We start from the raw sequence: 17918 nt of genomic DNA, 5'->3' as shown, positions 1-17918 counted from the left end.
AGCAGGAGCCCCTTCCTGACCGGCGGGGCTCCTCCCTCACTGCGGGCCGAAGTCCGACGGATCCCAGTCGTTGCTGCTCTGCGTCTGCGGTGCCTGGTGCTGCATCTGCTCCGCGGCCACGCGGGCTTCCGCCACGACGTCGCCGCGCTCACGGAGCAGGCTTTCGTACACCGGTAGGTGATCGTTTCCGGTCGGGTCGGATATCACAGTCTGGTCCTTCTCCGTGGTGAACTCGGTCGTGCGGGCCGGTCGGTCACGGATCCCGTGACCGACCAGCCAATAAATCAGGACAGGCGGACCGAATTGCGGAGAAGGAGAACGCCTTCGGTGTCCATGGTGAAAATGTCCTGTGGGCTCAGGCCTTCGCGGCCGTCACGGCAGTGGCGGTCACCGTGTTGTCGCACTCCGCGAAGACACCGTCGTCCAGGGCGACCTGGTGTGCCCCGGAGGCCGGCAGGCCGACCACCAGCGTGGGGTAGGCGACCGGCTTGGCGCCGGACTTGCAGTAGCCGTCCGCCTCGCCCTGCACCTGGACGAAGGTCAGCTTCAGCGAGGCCTTGGCGCCCGGGGCGAGCTTGACCGGCGCTGCGGAGCCGACGGGCGTCACCTTCAGCGGGGCGTTGTGCTCGGGCGAGCCGTTGCCCGCGCCGGCCACGGTGGGATGGCCCTGCACGATGCACGGCTTGGCGGAGGTATTGGTGAACTCGATCACCGCCGCTCCGGTTCCGGTGCCCACCGGGCGGTCGGCGGCCTGGTGTGCGGTCACCTTCAGGACGGTTGCCGCGCACGCCTTCACGGCCGTACCCGTGGACCCGGAACCGGACCCGGACCCGGACCCGGACCCGGATATGGGGGAGGCGGTCGCCGTCGGGGCCTTCGTCGTGGGCGCGTGGGAGGGCTCCGGGCTCGTCGTGCCCGGTGTGGTGGAGGCGGACGGCGCGCTGCTCGGGGCCTTCGTCGCCGTTTCGGCCCCCGCGTTGGAGCCGCCGGCCTGACACGCGGTCACCGACAGGGCGGCCGAGAGCGCGGCGATCGCCAGTGCGGCCTTGCGGATGCCGTTCACGTACTGCATGGAGTCCCCCGAGTTCGGATGGTGCGGGGCCGGTCCTTCGCCGGCGCCCGACCAAGGAGACACGACTGCCTCACCGGGGGTTTCCTCTGTGGATCAGCTGTGACACGTGTGGATCTTCTGTGACACTGCGGTGACGAGAGGGCGCCGGCCAGTGGACCGGCGCCCTCTCGCTCGGGGATCTCAGGGGTGGTCAGGCGGCCGCGGGCTCCTCCTCCGCGATGCCCACGGTCGCGTCCTTGTCGCCCTTGCCGCGCAGCGCGATCACACTGAGGAGGCAGCAGGCCAGGGCCGAGAGACCGCAGATCACGTAGCCGATGGCGTACCCGTTGCCGAGGGCCTCCAGGGCGAGGGGGACCGCGCCTCCCGGCGGGGAGGACGGCGGTACGGAGTTGGAGGCGAGCGGGCCGCCCTCGGCCGCCACCTGCCCTGCCGCCGCCTTGACCTCGGCGGACAGAGGGGAGGCGGCCAGCTTCGAGGTGAACTCGTCTGCCGCGTGGCTCAGCGCGATCGCGCCGATGACCGCCGGACCGAGGGTGAAGCCGAAGTCGCGCAGCAGGCTGGTCGATGCGCTGGCCATGCCCGCGTAGTGGACCTCCACCGTGTTGACCGCGGTCGCGGTGATGGAGGAGACGGTGAGTGCGAAGCCGATGCCGACCAGGCCGATGGGGAGGATGAGAGAGGTCAGGGCGCGGTCGTGGACCGAGAGGGTGGCGGCGATGAAGTCTCCCGTCGCCATCAGCCCGAGACCGGCGCCGAGCACCCAGCGCGGGCTGACCTTCTCCAGCAGCCGGGAGATCAGCGGCATCAGCAGCAGCGTCCAGGCGTTGAGCAGGATGAACGCGAACGAGCCGCGCAGCGGGCTCTGATGCTGGATCGGGCCGAGCCGGATGCTGGTCGCGTAGGCGGTGCCGAGGTAGCTGAACATGCCGACCACCGCGACGAACGACGCCACCGCGAAGGCCCGGTTCTTGAACAGATCGAGCCTCAACAGAGGGGAGGCGGCCCGGCTTTCGGCCACGATGAACAGGCCGATGAACAGCGCGGCGACCACGTACGCGATCACCACCGGTGTCGCGGTCCAGCCGTCCGCCGGGCCCTGGATCACCGCGTAGAGCAGGGCGAACATGCCGATGCCGATGGTGATCTGGCCGGCCAGGTCGAGTGAACGGCCTTCCGGGGCGCTGGAGTTGTGCGCCAGCAGCTGGCTCAGCACGGTGCTGATCAGGGCCAGGCCCGTGACGACGATGAACGCCCAGCGCCAGGAGCCGTAGTTGCCGGTGATGCCGCCCAGGACCGGGGCGACGAAACCGCCGCTGGACAGGGCCGCCGCCCAGATGGTGATGGTGCGGGCGCGGTCCTTGGCCGAGTGGGTGCCCGCGGCGATCATCGCGAGCGACGTCGGGAACAGCGCCGCCGCGCCCAGACCGGCGATGGCCTGGCCCACCCAGAGCATGTGGATACCGGTGCTGGCGGCGGCCAGCGCCTCGCCGACCACCAGCAGCGCACCGCCGCCGACCAGCAGCCGCTTGCGGCCGAAGAGGTCGCCGAGGACGCCGAAGGTCAGCTCCAGTACGGAGACGGGCAGCAGGAACGCATCCGAGATCCAGGTCAGTTGCGAACCGACGGGGTGCAGGTCCTGCTGGAAGAGCCCGTTCAGTGTGGCCGGCATGGCCAGGGCGATCTGTGCCAGACAGACCGCGAAGCAGCCGGCGATCAGGGTGCCGACGGGCAGGCCGCCGGATGGTTGAGAGTCGGCGGTGGTGCCGGTGTGGGTGCGCGTTTCGGTGGACACGAGTGCTCCCCTTTGAGCGGCTGGGCGGCTTCGAGCGATCTGGGGACGCCGAGAACGCGATGAATGTAGGGCAGTTTTTCAACGGCGGTCAATGGATTGCCCAATAATGAGAGGCATGGCTGTGCCCGGTGGGTGCCACGGAATGTCCGGACGGTCCTAGGGGACGGTCACCGCGATCACGTCCAGCGCGCTCGCGACCTCCTTGCGGGCAGGCTCCTCGCAATGCCGCGCCAGCTCGTGGAACCGCTCCTCCGCGCGGGCCGCCGGCCAGTCCTCGGGCAGGTGCTCGGCGGGCAGATGGGGATCCTGGCGGACCTGGTCCAGCCAGTCGGTGTGCAGCAGCAACTGCCGTACGAGTGGGTCCGCCGGCTCGTCGGCGTCCATGCTCCAGCGGGCCAGGAAGGCCTCGTACCCCTTGGCGACGGACTCCACGTCGAACGCCGTGTGCAGGATCGTCCGGGCGTCGGTCGGGGCGACGGCCGTGGCTCCCTGGAAGACGCGCAGATAGGGGTCGAGGTCCAGCCCGGCGACGATCTCGGGCACGTCCACCGTGCCGGGCGCCACCCACAGGCCGTTCTGCAGCGGGCCGAAACCGCTCCACAGCAGTCGGGAACGCAGGTCGTGCCGCTCGCGGCGCCATGCCTCCGGGAGGGAGAAGCCGACCATGGTCCAGGTGCCGTCCCAGGTGCGGTTGACCGCGCCGGTGTGCCAGACCCGGTCGTGGCCGTCCTGCAGCACGCGGGTGGCGCGGGGTGTCGGGCCGAAGTACGTCTTACGGCCGCGCCGGTGCCGTTCCAGCAGACCGCGCTTGACCATGCGGGTCAGCGTCGACCGTACGGCGTCCTCGGTGATCCCGGCCTGCCCGAACACGTCGATGAGACTGCTCGCCGACAGGGCGACGTCCCGGCCCAGGGCGTGAATGCCGAAGAAGGTCAGCATCAGCGACTGCGGCCGCGGTGCGCTGCCTGCCTGGTCCGGCGGATCGAAGCTGGTCACGGGGCAAGGGTAGATCCGGTCCTGTTCACCTCGACGGACAGGTCGTTGTCCACCGTGTAAGAGGGGCGCACACCATGGTGCCTGCGACGCTGACCGGCTCGCCCCACCGCGGGCACCTACCCGATGTCGACCACCCGGGCCCAGGCGGGCGGCGCATCGGGCACGTAGTCGGGATCCTCCTCGTCCCAGCTCGCGCCCTGCCGGGGGAACAGCCCGACCACCGTCCGGCACGCCGGCCGGGAGTCCGGCCAGGGGGTCTGACCGTCGGTCAGCACCACTACGACATCGGGGCGCGGCCGCGTACGCAGGGCCTTGGCGAAGCCCGTGCGCAGATCCGTGCCGCCACCGCCCATCAGCGGTATGCCCTCGGCCCGGCACAGCGGGTGCGCGATCCGGGCCGCCGCGTCACACGGCACCACGGTCACCAGGTCACGGCGGCCTCCCACGGCGCGGGAGATCGCGGCCACCTCTAGGAGGGCGCTGCCCAGTTCGGTGTCACTGACCGACCCGGACGTGTCGATGATCACCGAAACCCGGGGCGGTCTGCGCCGCAGGCTCGGCAGTACGACACCGGGCAGCGACACCGAGCGCCGCGCCGGCCGGCCGTAGCTGTAGTCCTCGCCCGCGCCCGACCCGGAGACCGCCGAACGGACCGCCGCGCCCAGCAACTCCCGCCACGGCTGCGGCGGATGGAACGCCTTCTCGGCCCACCGCCGCCACCCCTCCGGCGCATCGCCCGGCCGGCCCTTGAGCCCCTGCGCCACCCGGAACCGCACCGCGTCCTGTTCCTGCGCGCTCAGACCGTGTGCGCCGTCCGGACCCAGCTCCCACTCTCGTGCCAGCCCGTCGGCGCCGCTGCCGCAGTCCAGCCAGGCCATGCTCTGCGTCCGCGCGCCGAGCGTGAACTGGCGCAGGTAGTCCTCCATCAGCTGCCCCTCGGACAGGCCCAAGGCAGTCGGCCGCACCGCCCCCTGGGGCCGGACCAGCCCGTCGCCGTAGATGTCGTCGTTGATCTCGCAGTCCGCGGCGATGTTCATCCGCAGCCGTTCGCCGGGGCCGGTCAGCCCGCGCTCCCGGGCGACCCGGTCACTGCGCCCGTGGTGGTCGCGCAGCAGATGCGACACCTCGTGCACCCAGACGGCCGCCAGGTCCTCCACCGGCATCCGGTCCACGAACCCCGGCGAGACATAGCACCGCCAGTGCCGGTCGACCGCCATCGTCGGCACCTGCCGCGACTCGACCGTGTGCAGGGCGAACAGCGCGGTCGCGAGGTAGGGGCGGGCGCGGGCGGCGTGCAGCCGGGCCGCGAAGAGCTTGTCGAGGTCCAGTGCCCCGGTTTCGTCGGGGCTCATCGGCCGGCCTGCGACGCGAGGGCGGCCTGGTCCGCCCGCCGGGACACGGACACCGCTCCGGCGAGCTTCTCGATCGACTCCGGTACGTCCCAGTCCTCGCGGCGCAGCGTGGCGAGCGTGGTCGCGGGCACGACCACCAGATCCGGCGCTCCGGTCTCCAGCGCCCGCACCAGGAGCGCCCAGGCCGCGTCCCAGCGGGACTTCTCGGGGCGGCCGCGGACCGCCGCCACCACACCGTCGAGCACGGCCTGGCGCAGATCACCCCGCTCGGGCAGTTCGGCACCCGCAGGGTCGGCAAGGAGCACCTCGGGGTCCGGCAGGTCCAACCGGTCCAGACTGGCCAGCAGTTCGAGGCCCGGACCGTCGCCCACCGTGCCCCGGACCAGGAGCGAGAGCACGTCCCGGGAGGAGCCGGCCGCGGTCGCGAAGGCGATCAGACACAGCGTCATCTCCCAGCTCCGCGGCGACGGCCACGCGCCGCCCCGCCGCATCTCGTTGCCGGGCAGCTGATGCACGAGCTTGGGCCGTGCGGTGAGCAGCCCGCACACCGCACGGCGGGCGAAGTCCACCGCCTGAGACAGCTTTGCCGGGGAGAGCCGCGGCAGCGTGGCCCGCGGCCAGGTCCCGCCGAGGCCGCGTACGACGACCTCGTGGTCGTGGGTCCACTGAAGGTGCACGAAGCGGTTGGCCAGCGGCGGGCTCAGCTCCCAGCCGTCGGCGGCCGAGGACCGCGGATTGGCGGCGGCCACGATCCTCACCCCCGGCGGCAGTCGGAGGGCGCCGATCCGTCGCTCCAGCACCAGGCGCAGCAGCGCGGCCTGCACCGCGGGCGGCGCGGTGGACAGCTCGTCCAGGAACAGCAGCCCCCGTCCCGCCCGCACCAGCCGAACCGCCCAGTCCGGCGGGGCCATCGGGACCCCCTGCTCCGCGGGATCGTCCCCGACGACGGGCAGCCCGGAGAAGTCGGACGGCTCGTGCACGCTGGCGATCACCGTGGTCAGCGGAAGGTCCAGGGCCTCGGCGAGCTGGGTCAGGGCAGCGGTCTTGCCGATGCCCGGTTCACCCCACAGCAGCACGGGGAGATCGGCGGCCACGGCCAGTGTCAGGGCTTCGAGCCGGGTGTCGGGGCGCGGTTCGGTGGTTGCGTCGCGCAACAGGGTCAACAGCTCGCCGGCGACGTCGAGTTGGGAAGCGGCAGCGGACGGAACGTGTGCAGACATGTTTGATCACCTTTTGGGTTCGTGGTGAGCCGACAGAGCAGTCGCGGGAACAGGAGCCGCGGGTCAGTAGAAGGTCGCTCGGCGCAGGCGCAAGCGGCGGGCAAGGGGGCGGCGGCGGTCTTCTCGGGGGCGGAAACGGGCAGGCGGGTCCTCGGGCCCGATCAGGCCCGCCCTGAACAGGCCGTAGGTGATCCGCCGCTCCGCCGCCGCCTCCAGTTCGTCCCGCAGCGGGCCGTCGCGCAGCACCGCGTCGGGGCCGAGCAGGCCCTCCACGACGGCCAGCGCACCGGCGATGTCACCGTGGTCCAGGCGTTCGCGGACACCCGTGAGACAGTCCGGACGGCGGTGCGCCTCGTCGATCGCCCGCAGGCAGGGCAGGGGAGTGCCGGTCAGCGCGACCAGCAGCTCCTCCCGCCGGACCTCGGCAGGGTCGTGGTCCAGCGGTACGAGCACTCCGTCGACCAGACCGATCCGGTGCCGGGAACCACGGCACTCCACGAGACGCGGAAGCCCCGGCGGCTCCGTAACCCCGGCCGGACCGGGCGAGTGGTCCGGTACGAGCGCGGCGGCGACCAAAGGGTGCAGCCGATCTGCCCCGATCGAACCGGAGCGCAGCAACTCCAGGTCGGGCGGCACCCAGGTTCCCGCGTCGGGGAGGACCGGAAGCGTGGGGCCGTCCGTACGCCTGGACCGGGCACTGTCCGCGCACCGCAGCGTCGACGACCGCCCGTCGGGGTTCACGTCCAGCACCAGCCGATGCCGGCCCCCGAGCCGCACGAGGACGGACCCGCTGGATCCTTGACGCCGTTCGGCGCGGAGCAGAATCCCCGCCTCGGCGGCCCACCGGTCGAGGGCACAGCGATGCCAGTGCGGCACCGTTCGGCGCAACTCCGGTTCCAGTACGAGGGGTTCGGGGCCGGCCGGCCGATCGGCACCGGACCTGACCCGCAGCTCCCCGGCCCTGCTCGCGTCCCACAGGTGCCGGTGCAGGTCGAGACGGAAGCGCCGGCTGGGGTGAGGATGCGGATGGCGGCGGGCGGCGGCCTCGGAGTGGGATCCGTCCCACAGCCCGAGGCTGATCCGCTGCCCGGCGTCCGCCCAGGCCGGGGGCGTGCGGACCACGAGGTGCACGGGATCCGGCCGGTCGCGCTCCACGGTGTCGTAGCGGGCCAGGGCGACGGTCAGCCCCGGGCGGAGCAGTCCGTCGGGAGCGATCCTCGGCATGTGCCAGCGCAGCAGGTCCGGCGCCAACTGCCGTAGGTCTGCCCTGACCTGGGAAGCAAACGCCCGGCCGTGAGTGCGTTCCACCGAGCGCAGACTCAGGTCGACATCAACGCCTGCGGCAGCGCACGCGCCGGCCCAGTCGCCGACGCGGCGCCGGGCGGTCGCGGTCTCGATCATGGAGGGCGGCACGGCGAACTCGCGCACGCGCAGCCAGAACGAGAGGGAGGAGTCCCCGTTCGCGGTGTGAGTGGGCATCAGCACTCACCTTGCGCGGACGGGACCCCCAATCTGACAGCAGAATGAGTAGTCATCGCGGGGATCGTAACCTTCGCCGTACTCGAACTGCCAAGGATTTTCGCTCAGGACGAGGTCCCTGCCCGCGCGACCAGGCCCAGCGCGATGTCAGTGATCATGTCCTCCTGGCCGCCGGCCATGCCCCGCCGGCCGATCTCTGAGGTCGGCGACCGCGACGAACACCTCCAGCGGGCAGTTGCCCGCGCTCCAGCCCGGCGTGCGAGGCGTCGACGCGGACCGTGTCGCTCTCGACGGCGACGACGGAGTCGGCCACGCCGAGGGCGAGGTTGTGATGGGCGGGATGCCCAACTCCGCGTCGGGGGAGAGGACTTCGCGGTAGGAGCGAAAGCGGTCGCGCACGCCGTCCATGGTCAGCCGGCCGCCGGAGTCGGTGGCATAGACGCAAGTAGCGCCGTACGACTTCATCAGCCTTGCTTGGCGGGAGAGTTCGGCAGGCTCCGCCATGTGGGACATCATCAAGAACCCGGCGACGTCCATGCTCAGCTCGCGGACCGCGGCGATGTGCTGGGTCGAGATGTCGGCCTCGGTGCAGTGGGTGGCGACGCGCACCGATGCCCGGCAGCAGCGGGGTGGTCGGGACCGCCTGCGGTACCACGCCGGTGACGGCCTCGATCCACTCCCGGTCGGTGTGGGCGCCGACGCCGTGATTGATGCCGGAGCCGGCCGGGCCGTCACCGTGGGCGATCTCGATGGCGGCCACGCCGGCCGCGTCCAGGGCGGCCGCGATGGTGCGGGCCTGCTCGACGGTGTGGGGGTGGCGGACGGCGTGCATGCCGTCCCTGAGGGTGACGTCCTGGAAGTACAGGCGGGTCATCGGGAGGCCACCTCCACGGCTCGGTGGGCGGCCATGCGCTCCGTGGTGCGCAGGAGGTCGTCCGCGGCGACCTTCTCGTATGCACCTTCTGCTTGAGCCGGTAGCCGGGCACATGGGCCTGGACCCGGCCGACCATCGATGATCGCCTTGCCTCGGCGGTGCCGCCGACCTCGCCGACGGCACCACGGTCACCACCCTCGGTGGCCGTGCCCCGGACCCGCTTCAGTCCCGCCCAGCCGGCTCCCGCCCTACGGACAGCGGCGCTCGGTCTGTCCCGCGTGCTGCGCCCAGGTGGCTGACACGTGCTGTTGCCACGCCCGCCTGCCATCGCGGAGGATCCTTGCCCCGGCCCGGCACTCAACAGGAGCCTTCTCGTGACGTACGACATCACCGCCATCCGCTCCGAATTCCCGGCCCTGGCCGCCGGAACGGCGCACTTCGACGGCCCGGGCGGCACTCAGACCCCGCAGCCCGTCATCCGGGCCATCGCCGACGCCATGTCCCACCCGCTGTCGAACCGGGGTCAGGTGGCGGAGGGCGAGCGCAACGCCGACGCCATCGTCACCGGGGCTCGCCGGGCCATGGCCGACCTGCTCGGAGCGGATCCGTCGGGGATCGTGTTCGGCCGCAGCGCCACCCAGCTCACCTACGAGTTCTCCCGCACCCTCGCCAAGACGTGGCAGCCCGGGGACGAGGTGGTCGTCACCCGTCTCGACCACGACGCCAACATCCGCCCCTGGGTCCAGGCCGCCGCGGCGGTCGGCGCAACCGTACGCTGGGCCGACTTCGACCCGGCCACCGGGGAGTTGACCGTCGACGACATCCGAGCCGTCCTCACCGGACGCACCCGGCTGGTCGCCGTCACCGCCGCCTCCAACCTGATCGGCACACGCCCCGCGATCGCCGAGATCTCCGCCCTGGCGCACGAAGCGGGGGCGCTCAGCTACGTCGACGGCGTCCACTACGCCGCCCACACGCTGGTCGGCCTGGAGGCGCTCGGCGCGGACTTCTTCGTCTGCTCCCCGTACAAGTTCCTGGGCCCGCACCACGGAGTCCTCGCCGCCCGGCCGGAGCTGCTGGAGACCTTGCGGCCGGACAAGCTCCTGCCCTCCACTGACGCGGTCCCCGAGCGCTTCGAACTGGGCACGCTGCCCTATGAGTTCCTCGCGGGCACCATCGCCGCGGTCGACTTCCTCACCCGCCTCGACCCGAGCGCCGCGGGAACCCGCCGACAGCGCCTGACCTCCGCGTTCGCGGCGCTCGAAGCACACGAACACAGCCTGCGCACACAGATCGACAAGGGACTGTCCTCGCTCGATGGCATCACGGTCCACTCCAGGGCGGCCGACCGCACGCCCACCCTGCTGCTGACCTTCGAGGGCCGCTCCACCACGGACGCCTACCGCTTCCTCGCCGAGCGCGGCGTCCACGCCCCGTCGGGATCCTTCTACGCCATCGAGGCCTCCCGCCGGCTCGGCCTCGGCGACACCGGCGGCCTCCGCATGGGCCTCGCGCCCTACAACAGCACGGAGGACGTCGACCGGCTGCTGGGCGGGCTGTCCGAGTTCCTCGGGCTCTGAGCACGGCCGGAGGCCCGAAAGTGCCGTCCGAGCCGTGTGGTTGATCACGGCCGTGTTGCGCGAATCGGGTCTCCGGACCGTGGATCTGCCGGTCGGCGACCGCTTCGACGTCTGAACCGAGCGCATGGGCCGCCCGAGGTCTGCCACGTCTCCGTCCTGCGACGCGGAGAGGTAGCTGCCGGCTGGGGCAGACAGCGGGTCGCCTTCCGGATCGACGACATCCACACCAACAGCTCCTCACGGTCGTACGACATATCCACCGGCCCGGACCCGGTGACCTTGATCGGAATCGAGATACCACGGTCCCTGGTGCGCTGCCCGCGCACCGGGCGGACCAGGTGACCGGGCGCCGGATCTCGGGCCGCGAGGGAGTCGGTGCGCTGCTGACGCGGTTCCTCGTGCCGGTGGTCTCCGACACCGCGCCTTTACGAGCCGCTGGACGCGCCCCGCCAGGGAATCGTCGTCGCTGTCTTCGCCCACGCCCTGGACGCCGACCGCCGGTTGCAGGCGGAGACCCGTGCCCGGGCGCCGACCCTGCGTGTCAAGTCCTTCATCCGCCGACACCTCGGCGACCCCGAACTGACCCCCGCCCGCCGGGGCTTCCCCCGCCCCGCCGAGTTCTCACGGGCCTTCCGCTCGGCCCATGGTGTTCCGCCGAGCGAGTTCCGCGAACGGAGCGAACGGTCCGCCAACGACAGGTGTATGTTTGAAGAGTCAAACATATGGGCTGCGCTCCCGGATCGAGGCCGGTTCTCATGCACGTCGTCATCAGTGGTTCCTCAGGGTTGATCGGCGGCGCGCTCGCTGCGTCGCTGCTGGCCGACGGCCATCGCGTGACCCGGTTGGTCCGGCGGGAACCCCAGACCCGGGCCGACGGAAGCGTCGAGGCGCGGTGGGACCCGCGGGCGGACGCTGTCGCGGTCGATCCGGCGGTGCTCGACGGCGCGGACGCGGTGGTCGGGCTGGCCGGGGCCGGAGTCGGCGACCGCCGGTGGACCGCCGCGTACAAGAAGGAGATCCGCGAGAGCCGGGTGCGCGGCACCAGCGCCCTCGCCGAGGCGATCGGTGGCTGTGAGAAGCCGCCGCAGGTGTTCGTGTCGGGGTCCGCCGTCGGCTACTACGGCGAGACCGGGCGGGCCGTGGTCGACGAGTCCGGCAGGGCGGGCCGGGACTTCCTGGCCGGTGTGTGCCAGGAGTGGGAGGCCGCCGCGGACGGCGCCCGGGCGGCCGGGACGCGGGTCGTCACCACGCGCCTGGGGATCGTCGTGTCGGGCGCGGGCGGGGCGATGGGCCGCCTGCTGCCGCTCGCCCGGGCGGGTCTCGGCGGGCGGCTGGGCAGCGGTCGTCAGTACTGGAGCTACATCTCCCTGGCCGACACGGTCCGCGCCCTGCGCCACCTCATCGACACCGAGTCGGTCAGCGGACCGGTGAACATGACCACCCCGCACCCGGCGACCAACCGGGACATCACCGCCGCCATCGGCAGGGTCCTGCACCGCCCCACGGTGCTGCCCGTGCCCGGCTTCGCCCTGCGGCTGGTGCTCGGGGAGTTCGCCGACGGCATCCTGATGAGCCAGCGGGTGGTGCCAGGACGCCTCCTCGACTCCGGCTTCACCTTCGAGCATCCGACCTTCGACGCCGCCCTGGACTCAGTGGTCCACTGACGGTGCTCTCAGGCGCCCGCCGCGCGACGACGGCCCAGGACGGGTTCGGCCAGCACCCTCGCCGTCCGGCAGAGGGTCTGGCCGTGCCGGGCGAAGAGCTCGTCGCGCGAGTCGAAGTGACCCAGATCTGCCAGGACGTGGGCCGAGAGATCGCATGGGGCACCGTCGGCCGGGCAGAGCGTCACCCCGTCCCAGTCGATCGCGGTCCTGGACAGCGCCTCGAACAGCGTCTCCGCACCGGCGTTGGTGAAGCCGCCGCCCCGGCCGTCGCTCAACTCGGCAAGGCTGCCGAACAGTTCCGAGACCGTCAGCCAGGCAGTGGCGGCGTGGCCGGTCGGCGCCGGTACGTCGAGGCGGAATTCCGGCCATGCCAGCAGAACCCGGTCCGGGACGATCCGGCGCAGCCGAGGAAAGCGCGGATACCAGAATGCCCCGTCGACCAGCAGACCGCGCACCCGCGTGGCCACCCCGGATGCCCGCGCCACCGCCTCCAGCACGGCCAGCCGCTGGCTGCACGAACCACGGCCGCGGCGAAGCACCTCGGACACGGGACGCTCGTCCTGCACCGAGTACACAGGCCGCACAGCCTCGGCAATCACCTGGTGGGCCCTGCGCAGATCCGCTGTCCGGCGGTCGGCCGCAGTGGCGGTCCCCGCGGCCGCTGTCGCGTCGATCCGTCGAAGCAGGGAAGCGACCTGCGGGTGCCGCCAGTCGAGGATCCGCGTCGGGGCAGTGCTCCCCGCCGCCGTTCCCCCGACCGCCGTGCCGGCGCGAGAGCGACCTCGTGGCGTGAGAAGCGAGCTCGTCATGACCGTGGTCCTCTCTCCGGCGCCCCGATGGCCACACGTATCATCACCGATGAATTGAACATGTTCAACTCTGTCGTGGTCGCTCCCGCAGGTGACTGCGCTGGACGTGGGAGCTGTGAGGACCCGTCAGCCCAGGTAGGCGGGGGCCACTGCCGAGGTCATCAGCCGACGGGCCGTGCCGGTGCCGTCGGCCGGGACGGTCCACAGGTCCGAGCCGTAGTCGCCGGGCAGGGCGTAGACGAGGGTGGAGTCGTCGGCCCACAGGGCCTGGTCGTCGATGTTGCGCTGCTCGGCGGTCGCGGTCTCCTTCATGGTGTGCAGGTTCAGGACGTACAGCCGCCAAGGGGCGTCGGGGGAGGCTCCCTCGACGCGCTTCTTGTAGGCGATGCGGGTCCCGTCGGGGGAGAGGGAGGGGCATTCGACGTTGCGGTGCAGGGTGGTGAGGGTGCGTGCTCCGACGTCTCCTCGTACGAGGTAGGTCTTGCCGCCCGTCGCCAGCGTGGCGTAGAAGCGGTTGTCGTCGGCGAAGGTGACGCCCCAGATGTTGGTGTCGGCGGCGCGGTAGGTCCCGCCGTCCTTGATGATGCGGAAGGTCTCCAGGTTGTCGTCGATCTTCCAGGTGCGGGTGTCGACGATGGCGGTGCGGGTGGAGAACTTGGTGCCTGCGTAGGAGTCTCCGCTGACGAAGACCGTCCAGGCCGCCAGGTGGCCGGAGGGCGAGACGCGGGCCCGGGTGGGGATGCCCGCGGCGGGGAAGCGGTGCCGCTCGTGCAGGTGCGCGTCGAGGACCACCGCCCGGTAGGTGTCCCTGAGCGTGCCGTGCACGGCCTGCAGGCAGATACCGGTTCCGGCGGCCGCGTGGAAGCGCAGGCACTTGACGCCCGAGGCGGTGCGCGGTCCCTGCGGATCGTCGGCGGGCACGGTGGCGATCTCGTCGCGGTGCGGGCCCCAGGCCAGGTTGCGCACCAGCAGCCGGCGTCCGGCCGTCGGCCGGAGCGAGACGGTGCCCGTCCGCACGGTCGGACCGTTCGCCTGCTGCTCGTCGCGCATGCCCGAGCGATGGGCGGCGTACAGGACCGCCCCGGTTCCGACACCGCCGAGCAGGAGAACGGCGGCCAGCAGGATCACCAGACGGGTGGTTCGGGTCATGCGGACACCTCGGCGGGGGACACGTCGTCGGCGGGACGGAGCACGAACGAGGCCATGACGGCGCTCACGGCCAGCGCCGCGGCGGTGACGGCGAGCGCGGTGCGGCCGCCCCACAGGCTCCAGGCCGCGCCGAAGGCGAGTGAGCAGGCGAACCGGGCCAGCGCCTGGCCGGTGCCCACCAGCGCCTGCCCCGCACCCTGGTGCTGTGCCGGAACGGCTCCGGCGGTGGCGGCCGCGAGGACTCCGTCGGTGGCCGCGTAGAAGGTGCCGTGCAGCACGAGGACCGCGACCACGGCGGGAATGCCGTGCCAGGGGGAGAGCACCAGACCGTAGCCGAGCAGCAGGACGCCGTGGCCGGCCAGGAACAGCCGACGGCGGTCCAGGCGGTCGGCGAGTGCGCCGAGCGGGACGGCGAGCAGCAGGAAGACGGCGGCGGTGCCCAGGGGCAGCAGCGGGAACAGGTCGGCGGACAGGTCCCCCTCGCGCTGGAGCAGCAGATACAGGAAGGAGTCGCTGACGGTGGTCAGGCCCAGCAGGGCCGCGCAGAGGGTGAGCCGACGCAGCTCCGGGCGGCGCAGCAGGCCCAGCGAATCGCGCAGGGCAGGCCGAGTCGGCTCGGGCAACTGCACCACACCTGCGGGGCCGATGCGGCGGGGCACGAACAGCACCAGCACCAGCACCCCGAGCACGGCGATGCAGCCGCTGACCGCGAAGACCGCGTCGTAGCCGTCGACGGTTGCCCGCAGCACGGCGAACGCGACCAGCGGGCCGACCAGTGCGCCGGTGGTGTCCATGGCGCGGTGCACCCCGAACGCCCGTCCCCGGTGCTCGGGTTCGGTGGCCAGCGAGATCATCGCGTCCCGGGGTGCGGTGCGCAGCCCCTTGCCGGTGCGGTCGGCCGCCAGTACGGCGCTGATGACGGGGAGCGTGTGGGCGAGCAGCAGCAGCGGCTTGCACAGCGCCGACAGGCCGTAGCCGAGGCCCGCCACGACCTTGTGCCGGCGGCCGCCGCGGTCGGCGAGGTGACCGCCGGCCAGTCGGACGAGTGCCCCCACGCCGTTGTTGATGCCGTCGAGCAGACCGAAGCCGAGCGGGGACAGGCCGAGTCCGGCAACCACGTAGAGCGGCAGCACGGCGGTGATCATCTCCGAGGAGACGTCGGTGATCAGGCTGACCGCACCCAGGGCCAGCACGGTGCCGGGGACGGCGGCCGGCCGCCGCCCCGGACGGGTGTCCGGGGCGACGGCGGCCTTGGTGCTGCGGGAGTCCGCGAGATACACGGGCGTCAGTTCCAGATGCCGGTGATGTCGGACGCCGAGGCGGCGTTGCCCGCGTGGGTCGTCAGACCGGCCAGGTCCTCCACCGTGCGCAGGACGTTGTAGTGGTTGTAGGTGGTGGAGCTGGAGCTGCCCGGCGTGACGTGCTGCCCGTAGAGGACGGTCGGGATGCGGTTGCCGGAGAGCTTGTTGTCCTCGTCGAAGGTGACGGCGAGGATGCTGTTGTGCGTCTGGGCCCAAGTGGCGTACGCGCCCAGGTTGTTCTTGATCCAGGTGTCGCCGGTGGAGACCGAGCAGTCGTGCATGTCGCTGCACAGGTTCGGCACGACGAAGGAGACCTTCGGCAGGGTCGTGTAGTCGGTCGGGAACTGCGCGAAGGTCATCGCGGTGTTCGTCGGCACGTTGGAGAAGCCGAACCACGGGTTGTGCTTCTGCGCGTAGTTGCCGCTGCTGCAGGTCGTCGAACCCTGGCTGGGCAGCGACTCGTTGTAGCTCTTCCAGGTCTTGCCCGCGGCGATCAGCTCGGAGGCGAGGTTCGGCGCGGAGATGGACCCGACGCTCACACAACTGTCGTCGGTGCGGCCCTGGTTGGAGCCCGAGAAGAGCATGTAGTAGTTCGGCTCACTGGGGTGGGTGAGGCCGTAGGACTGGGTGAGGTTGGCGCCACCCGCCTTGAGGGTGTTGTTGATGTACGGGGCGCTGGAGCTTCCGATCACCTGCGAGTAGGCGTGGTTCTCCATCACCACGACCACCACGTGGTCGGGGGTGGGGAGAGCGGCGGCCTGAGCTGCTGAGGTCGTTGCGGCCCACGCGCCGATCGACGTGGCGGTGAGGGCGACGGCACCGGCGAGTGCGGTGAGGGGACGACGGTTGCGCTGGGGGGCCTTGACGGCGGTCATGACTGTCCTCCGGACAGAAGTGACGGGCACGTGCGGGGGAGGGCGGCGCCGCAACGATAGGAGCCTCAGGCCGGCACTGCGTGAAGCCCAGACGAACGCCGGACCCCGATGGGCAAACATCGCACGACACGCTGGTCATGTACAGGTCATGTGCGGTGCGGGCTCGCGGTCGCCGCCACATGCGACCCGCGTACCCCGATCTCAGCGAGCCGGACGTCCGCGCAGGTCAGGCCTGCGGATGCGCGGAAATCAGGGACTGCAGACGGTCGAGAAAGGCGAGCGTGGCCGGGTGCGTGGGAGTGCGCGGCCAGGCCATGCGGACCGTCACGGGCGGTACGTCCGCCAGCGGGAGATAGCGGACCCCGGGGTGCGGATGGCTCTGCTCGGTGGCCTCCGCCGTGACGCCGACCGCGTCCCCCGTGGCGATCACGGTGAGCCATTCGTCGACGTTGGCCACCTCGAACGTGCGGGGCCGCCGTCCCTCGGGCCACAGCTCGGCGGTGGTCGCGGCGGTGGCGCACAGCACCACCGGCCGGTCGGCGAGATCCGTCAGCCGCACCGACGGGCGAGTGGCGAGCGGGTCGCACTCGGGTACGGCGGCCAGGCGCCGCTCCCGGTACAGCGACCGGACCTCCAGCCCGGCGCCGGGCGCGGTGCGCAGGAGTGCCGCGTCGATCTCCCCGCGGCGCAGCGCCACCTCCGGATCGTCGCGCCGGTACACCTGGACCGGGGTCCCGGGATGCGCCTCGCGCCAGCCGCGCAGGAGCGGCACGGTCAGGTCACCGAGCGCCGCCCAGGCGAAACCGATCCGCAGCGGCCGCACCCCCGCCGCGGCCTCCGTCAGTGCGTCGTCCAGCTGACGCAGGATCAAATGGGCCTTCTCGTGCAGCTGTTGACCGGCGTCGGTGAGGGAAAGGGTACGCGTGGTGCGGTCCACCAGCCGCACGCCGACCCGGCTCTCCAACTGCTCCAGGGTTCGCGAGAGGGCGGGCTGGCTGATGTGGAGCACGGCCGCCGCACCGGTGATGGTGCCCTCGTCGCCGATCGCGGCGAGCGCCCTCAGATGCCGTAGCTCCACATTCATAACTCTGAAGCATAAGTGCTCCCCAGAAGGTATTTCCCTCCCGCCGGGGGCGGGGCCTAGCGTCGCAGCCATGAAGATTCTGCTCATCGGCGCCACGGGCACGCTCGGCGCGGCCCTCCACAAGACATTCGACACCCGCGGCCACGACGTCCTCACCGTGGGCCGCAGCGGCGGCGATCTGCGCCACGACATCACCGACCCCGCGCAGGTCACCGAGGTCTACGACCGCGCCGGCCGGGTGGACGCCGTGGTCAGCGCCGTCGGACACGTGCCGTACAAGCCGGTCGCCGAGCTGACCCCCGAGGACTATCTGGCCGCCTTCCACGGCAAGGTGCTCAGCCAGATCGACCTGGTGTGCCAGGGCATCCCGCGCATCGCCGAGCGCGGCTCCTTCACCCTCATCACCGGTGTGCTCGCCCGGGAGCCGATCCCCACGGGCAGCGCGGCCTCCATGGCCAACGGCGCACTGGAGGCGTTCGTCCGCGCCGCCGCCATCGAGATCGCCCCGCAGCGCATCAACGCGATCAGCCCGACGGTCTTCACCGAGAGCCTCAGCCGGTACGGCGACTACTTCCCGGGCATGCCGCCGGTCGACCTCGCCGACGTCACGCAGGCATACGTCCGGTCCGTCGAGGGCGCGCAGACCGGGCAGGTCTACGCCCTGTAGGGAG

General features: G+C 71.8%; 16 protein-coding genes and 2 pseudogenes. 4 read left to right on the top strand and 14 right to left on the bottom strand.

Annotated elements, in window-relative coordinates; genetic code table 11:
* Positions 1–36: 36 nt before the first annotated feature.
* The 9 genes and pseudogenes from ACWDAG_RS11930 to ACWDAG_RS11890 form a co-directional block, all read right to left on the bottom strand.
* Positions 37–171 (bottom strand): hypothetical protein, encoded by a 135-nt coding sequence (locus ACWDAG_RS11930; RefSeq protein ID WP_450695451.1) that lies wholly within the window; start codon positions 169–171, stop codon positions 37–39.
* A gap of 184 nt (positions 172–355) precedes the next feature.
* Positions 356–1072, bottom strand: a complete 717-nt coding sequence (locus tag ACWDAG_RS11925) for a DUF4232 domain-containing protein (protein ID WP_450695450.1) — start codon at positions 1070–1072, stop codon at positions 356–358.
* Between the two features lie 190 nt (positions 1073–1262).
* Positions 1263–2864 carry an MFS transporter gene (locus ACWDAG_RS11920; protein WP_450695449.1) on the bottom strand — a complete coding sequence of 534 codons (1602 nt, stop codon included), beginning with the start codon at positions 2862–2864 and terminating at the stop codon, positions 1263–1265.
* 156 nt (positions 2865–3020) lie between these two features.
* The gene (locus ACWDAG_RS11915) at positions 3021–3860 is read right to left on the bottom strand and encodes a PaaX family transcriptional regulator (protein ID WP_450695448.1); all 840 of its coding nucleotides are present in this window, start codon (positions 3858–3860) and stop codon (positions 3021–3023) included.
* Positions 3861–3976: 116 nt separating this feature from the next.
* Positions 3977–5212, bottom strand: a complete 1236-nt coding sequence (locus ACWDAG_RS11910; RefSeq protein WP_450695447.1) for a vWA domain-containing protein — start codon at positions 5210–5212, stop codon at positions 3977–3979.
* Positions 5209–6432: an AAA family ATPase gene (locus ACWDAG_RS11905; protein WP_450695446.1), complete on the bottom strand. Its 1224-nt coding sequence runs from the start codon at positions 6430–6432 to the stop codon at positions 5209–5211. Before ACWDAG_RS11905 ends, ACWDAG_RS11910 begins: the two co-directional genes overlap by 4 nt.
* 63 nt (positions 6433–6495) lie before the next feature.
* Positions 6496–7911: a hypothetical protein gene (locus ACWDAG_RS11900; protein ID WP_450695445.1), complete on the bottom strand. Its 1416-nt coding sequence runs from the start codon at positions 7909–7911 to the stop codon at positions 6496–6498.
* A 104-nt stretch (positions 7912–8015) separates the two neighbouring features.
* A complete protein-coding gene (locus tag ACWDAG_RS11895) occupies positions 8016–8105 on the bottom strand; it encodes a hypothetical protein (RefSeq protein ID WP_450695574.1) in 90 nt (29 codons plus the stop codon).
* Between the two features lie 4 nt (positions 8106–8109).
* A pseudogene (locus ACWDAG_RS11890) lies at positions 8110–8785 on the bottom strand (4-hydroxy-2-oxovalerate aldolase); the annotation flags it as partial.
* Positions 8786–8982: 197 nt separating this feature from the next.
* On the opposite strand from ACWDAG_RS11890, the pseudogene ACWDAG_RS11885 reads away from it, so the two are divergent.
* From ACWDAG_RS11885 to ACWDAG_RS11875, 3 genes and pseudogenes are all read left to right on the top strand, one after another.
* Positions 8983–9084 (top strand): annotated as a pseudogene (locus tag ACWDAG_RS11885) (IclR family transcriptional regulator); the annotation flags it as partial.
* A 75-nt stretch (positions 9085–9159) separates the two neighbouring features.
* On the top strand, positions 9160–10365 hold the full coding sequence (locus ACWDAG_RS11880) for a cysteine desulfurase-like protein (protein ID WP_450695444.1): 1206 nt from the start codon (positions 9160–9162) through the stop codon (positions 10363–10365).
* Positions 10366–11120: 755 nt separating this feature from the next.
* Positions 11121–12029: a TIGR01777 family oxidoreductase gene (locus ACWDAG_RS11875; protein ID WP_450695443.1), complete on the top strand. Its 909-nt coding sequence runs from the start codon at positions 11121–11123 to the stop codon at positions 12027–12029.
* A gap of 8 nt (positions 12030–12037) precedes the next feature.
* On the opposite strand, the gene ACWDAG_RS11870 is transcribed toward ACWDAG_RS11875, so the two are convergent.
* From ACWDAG_RS11870 to ACWDAG_RS11850, 5 genes are all read right to left on the bottom strand, one after another.
* Complete coding sequence (locus ACWDAG_RS11870; protein ID WP_450695442.1) at positions 12038–12838, bottom strand: transglutaminase domain-containing protein; 801 nt, start codon at positions 12836–12838, stop codon at positions 12038–12040.
* A gap of 126 nt (positions 12839–12964) precedes the next feature.
* Positions 12965–13987: a TolB family protein gene (locus tag ACWDAG_RS11865; protein WP_450695441.1), complete on the bottom strand. Its 1023-nt coding sequence runs from the start codon at positions 13985–13987 to the stop codon at positions 12965–12967.
* Positions 13984–15267 carry an MFS transporter gene (locus tag ACWDAG_RS11860; RefSeq protein ID WP_450695440.1) on the bottom strand — a complete coding sequence of 428 codons (1284 nt, stop codon included), beginning with the start codon at positions 15265–15267 and terminating at the stop codon, positions 13984–13986. Before ACWDAG_RS11860 ends, ACWDAG_RS11865 begins: the two co-directional genes overlap by 4 nt.
* Positions 15268–15272: 5 nt before the next feature.
* Positions 15273–16163 (bottom strand): alkaline phosphatase family protein, encoded by an 891-nt coding sequence (locus ACWDAG_RS11855; RefSeq protein ID WP_450695439.1) that lies wholly within the window; start codon positions 16161–16163, stop codon positions 15273–15275.
* Between the two features lie 226 nt (positions 16164–16389).
* Positions 16390–17247 carry a LysR family transcriptional regulator gene (locus ACWDAG_RS11850; protein ID WP_450695438.1) on the bottom strand — a complete coding sequence of 286 codons (858 nt, stop codon included), beginning with the start codon at positions 17245–17247 and terminating at the stop codon, positions 16390–16392.
* A 70-nt stretch (positions 17248–17317) separates the two neighbouring features.
* On the opposite strand from ACWDAG_RS11850, the gene ACWDAG_RS11845 reads away from it, so the two are divergent.
* Complete coding sequence (locus ACWDAG_RS11845; RefSeq protein ID WP_450695437.1) at positions 17318–17914, top strand: short chain dehydrogenase; 597 nt, start codon at positions 17318–17320, stop codon at positions 17912–17914.
* Positions 17915–17918: the final 4 nt, after the last annotated feature.

The organism is Streptomyces sp. NPDC001157, assembly GCF_053598255.1.
This window is presented reverse-complemented; position numbering and strand designations above follow the sequence as displayed.

What these genes read in the sequence shown, in the direction of transcription:
- ACWDAG_RS11925 (WP_450695450.1), bottom strand. Translation starts at nt 1,072, where the DNA reads ATGCAGTACGTGAACGGCATCCGCAAGGCCGCACTGGCGATCGCCGCG.
- ACWDAG_RS11910 (WP_450695447.1), bottom strand. Translation starts at nt 5,212, where the DNA reads ATGAGCCCCGACGAAACCGGGGCACTGGACCTCGACAAGCTCTTCGCG.
- ACWDAG_RS11905 (WP_450695446.1), bottom strand. Translation starts at nt 6,432, where the DNA reads ATGTCTGCACACGTTCCGTCCGCTGCCGCTTCCCAACTCGACGTCGCC.
- ACWDAG_RS11900 (WP_450695445.1), bottom strand. Translation starts at nt 7,911, where the DNA reads ATGCCCACTCACACCGCGAACGGGGACTCCTCCCTCTCGTTCTGGCTG.
- ACWDAG_RS11875 (WP_450695443.1), top strand. Translation starts at nt 11,121, where the DNA reads ATGCACGTCGTCATCAGTGGTTCCTCAGGGTTGATCGGCGGCGCGCTC.
- ACWDAG_RS11870 (WP_450695442.1), bottom strand. Translation starts at nt 12,838, where the DNA reads ATGACGAGCTCGCTTCTCACGCCACGAGGTCGCTCTCGCGCCGGCACG.
- ACWDAG_RS11865 (WP_450695441.1), bottom strand. Translation starts at nt 13,987, where the DNA reads ATGACCCGAACCACCCGTCTGGTGATCCTGCTGGCCGCCGTTCTCCTG.
- ACWDAG_RS11855 (WP_450695439.1), bottom strand. Translation starts at nt 16,163, where the DNA reads ATGACCGCCGTCAAGGCCCCCCAGCGCAACCGTCGTCCCCTCACCGCA.
- ACWDAG_RS11850 (WP_450695438.1), bottom strand. Translation starts at nt 17,247, where the DNA reads ATGAATGTGGAGCTACGGCATCTGAGGGCGCTCGCCGCGATCGGCGAC.
- ACWDAG_RS11845 (WP_450695437.1), top strand. Translation starts at nt 17,318, where the DNA reads ATGAAGATTCTGCTCATCGGCGCCACGGGCACGCTCGGCGCGGCCCTC.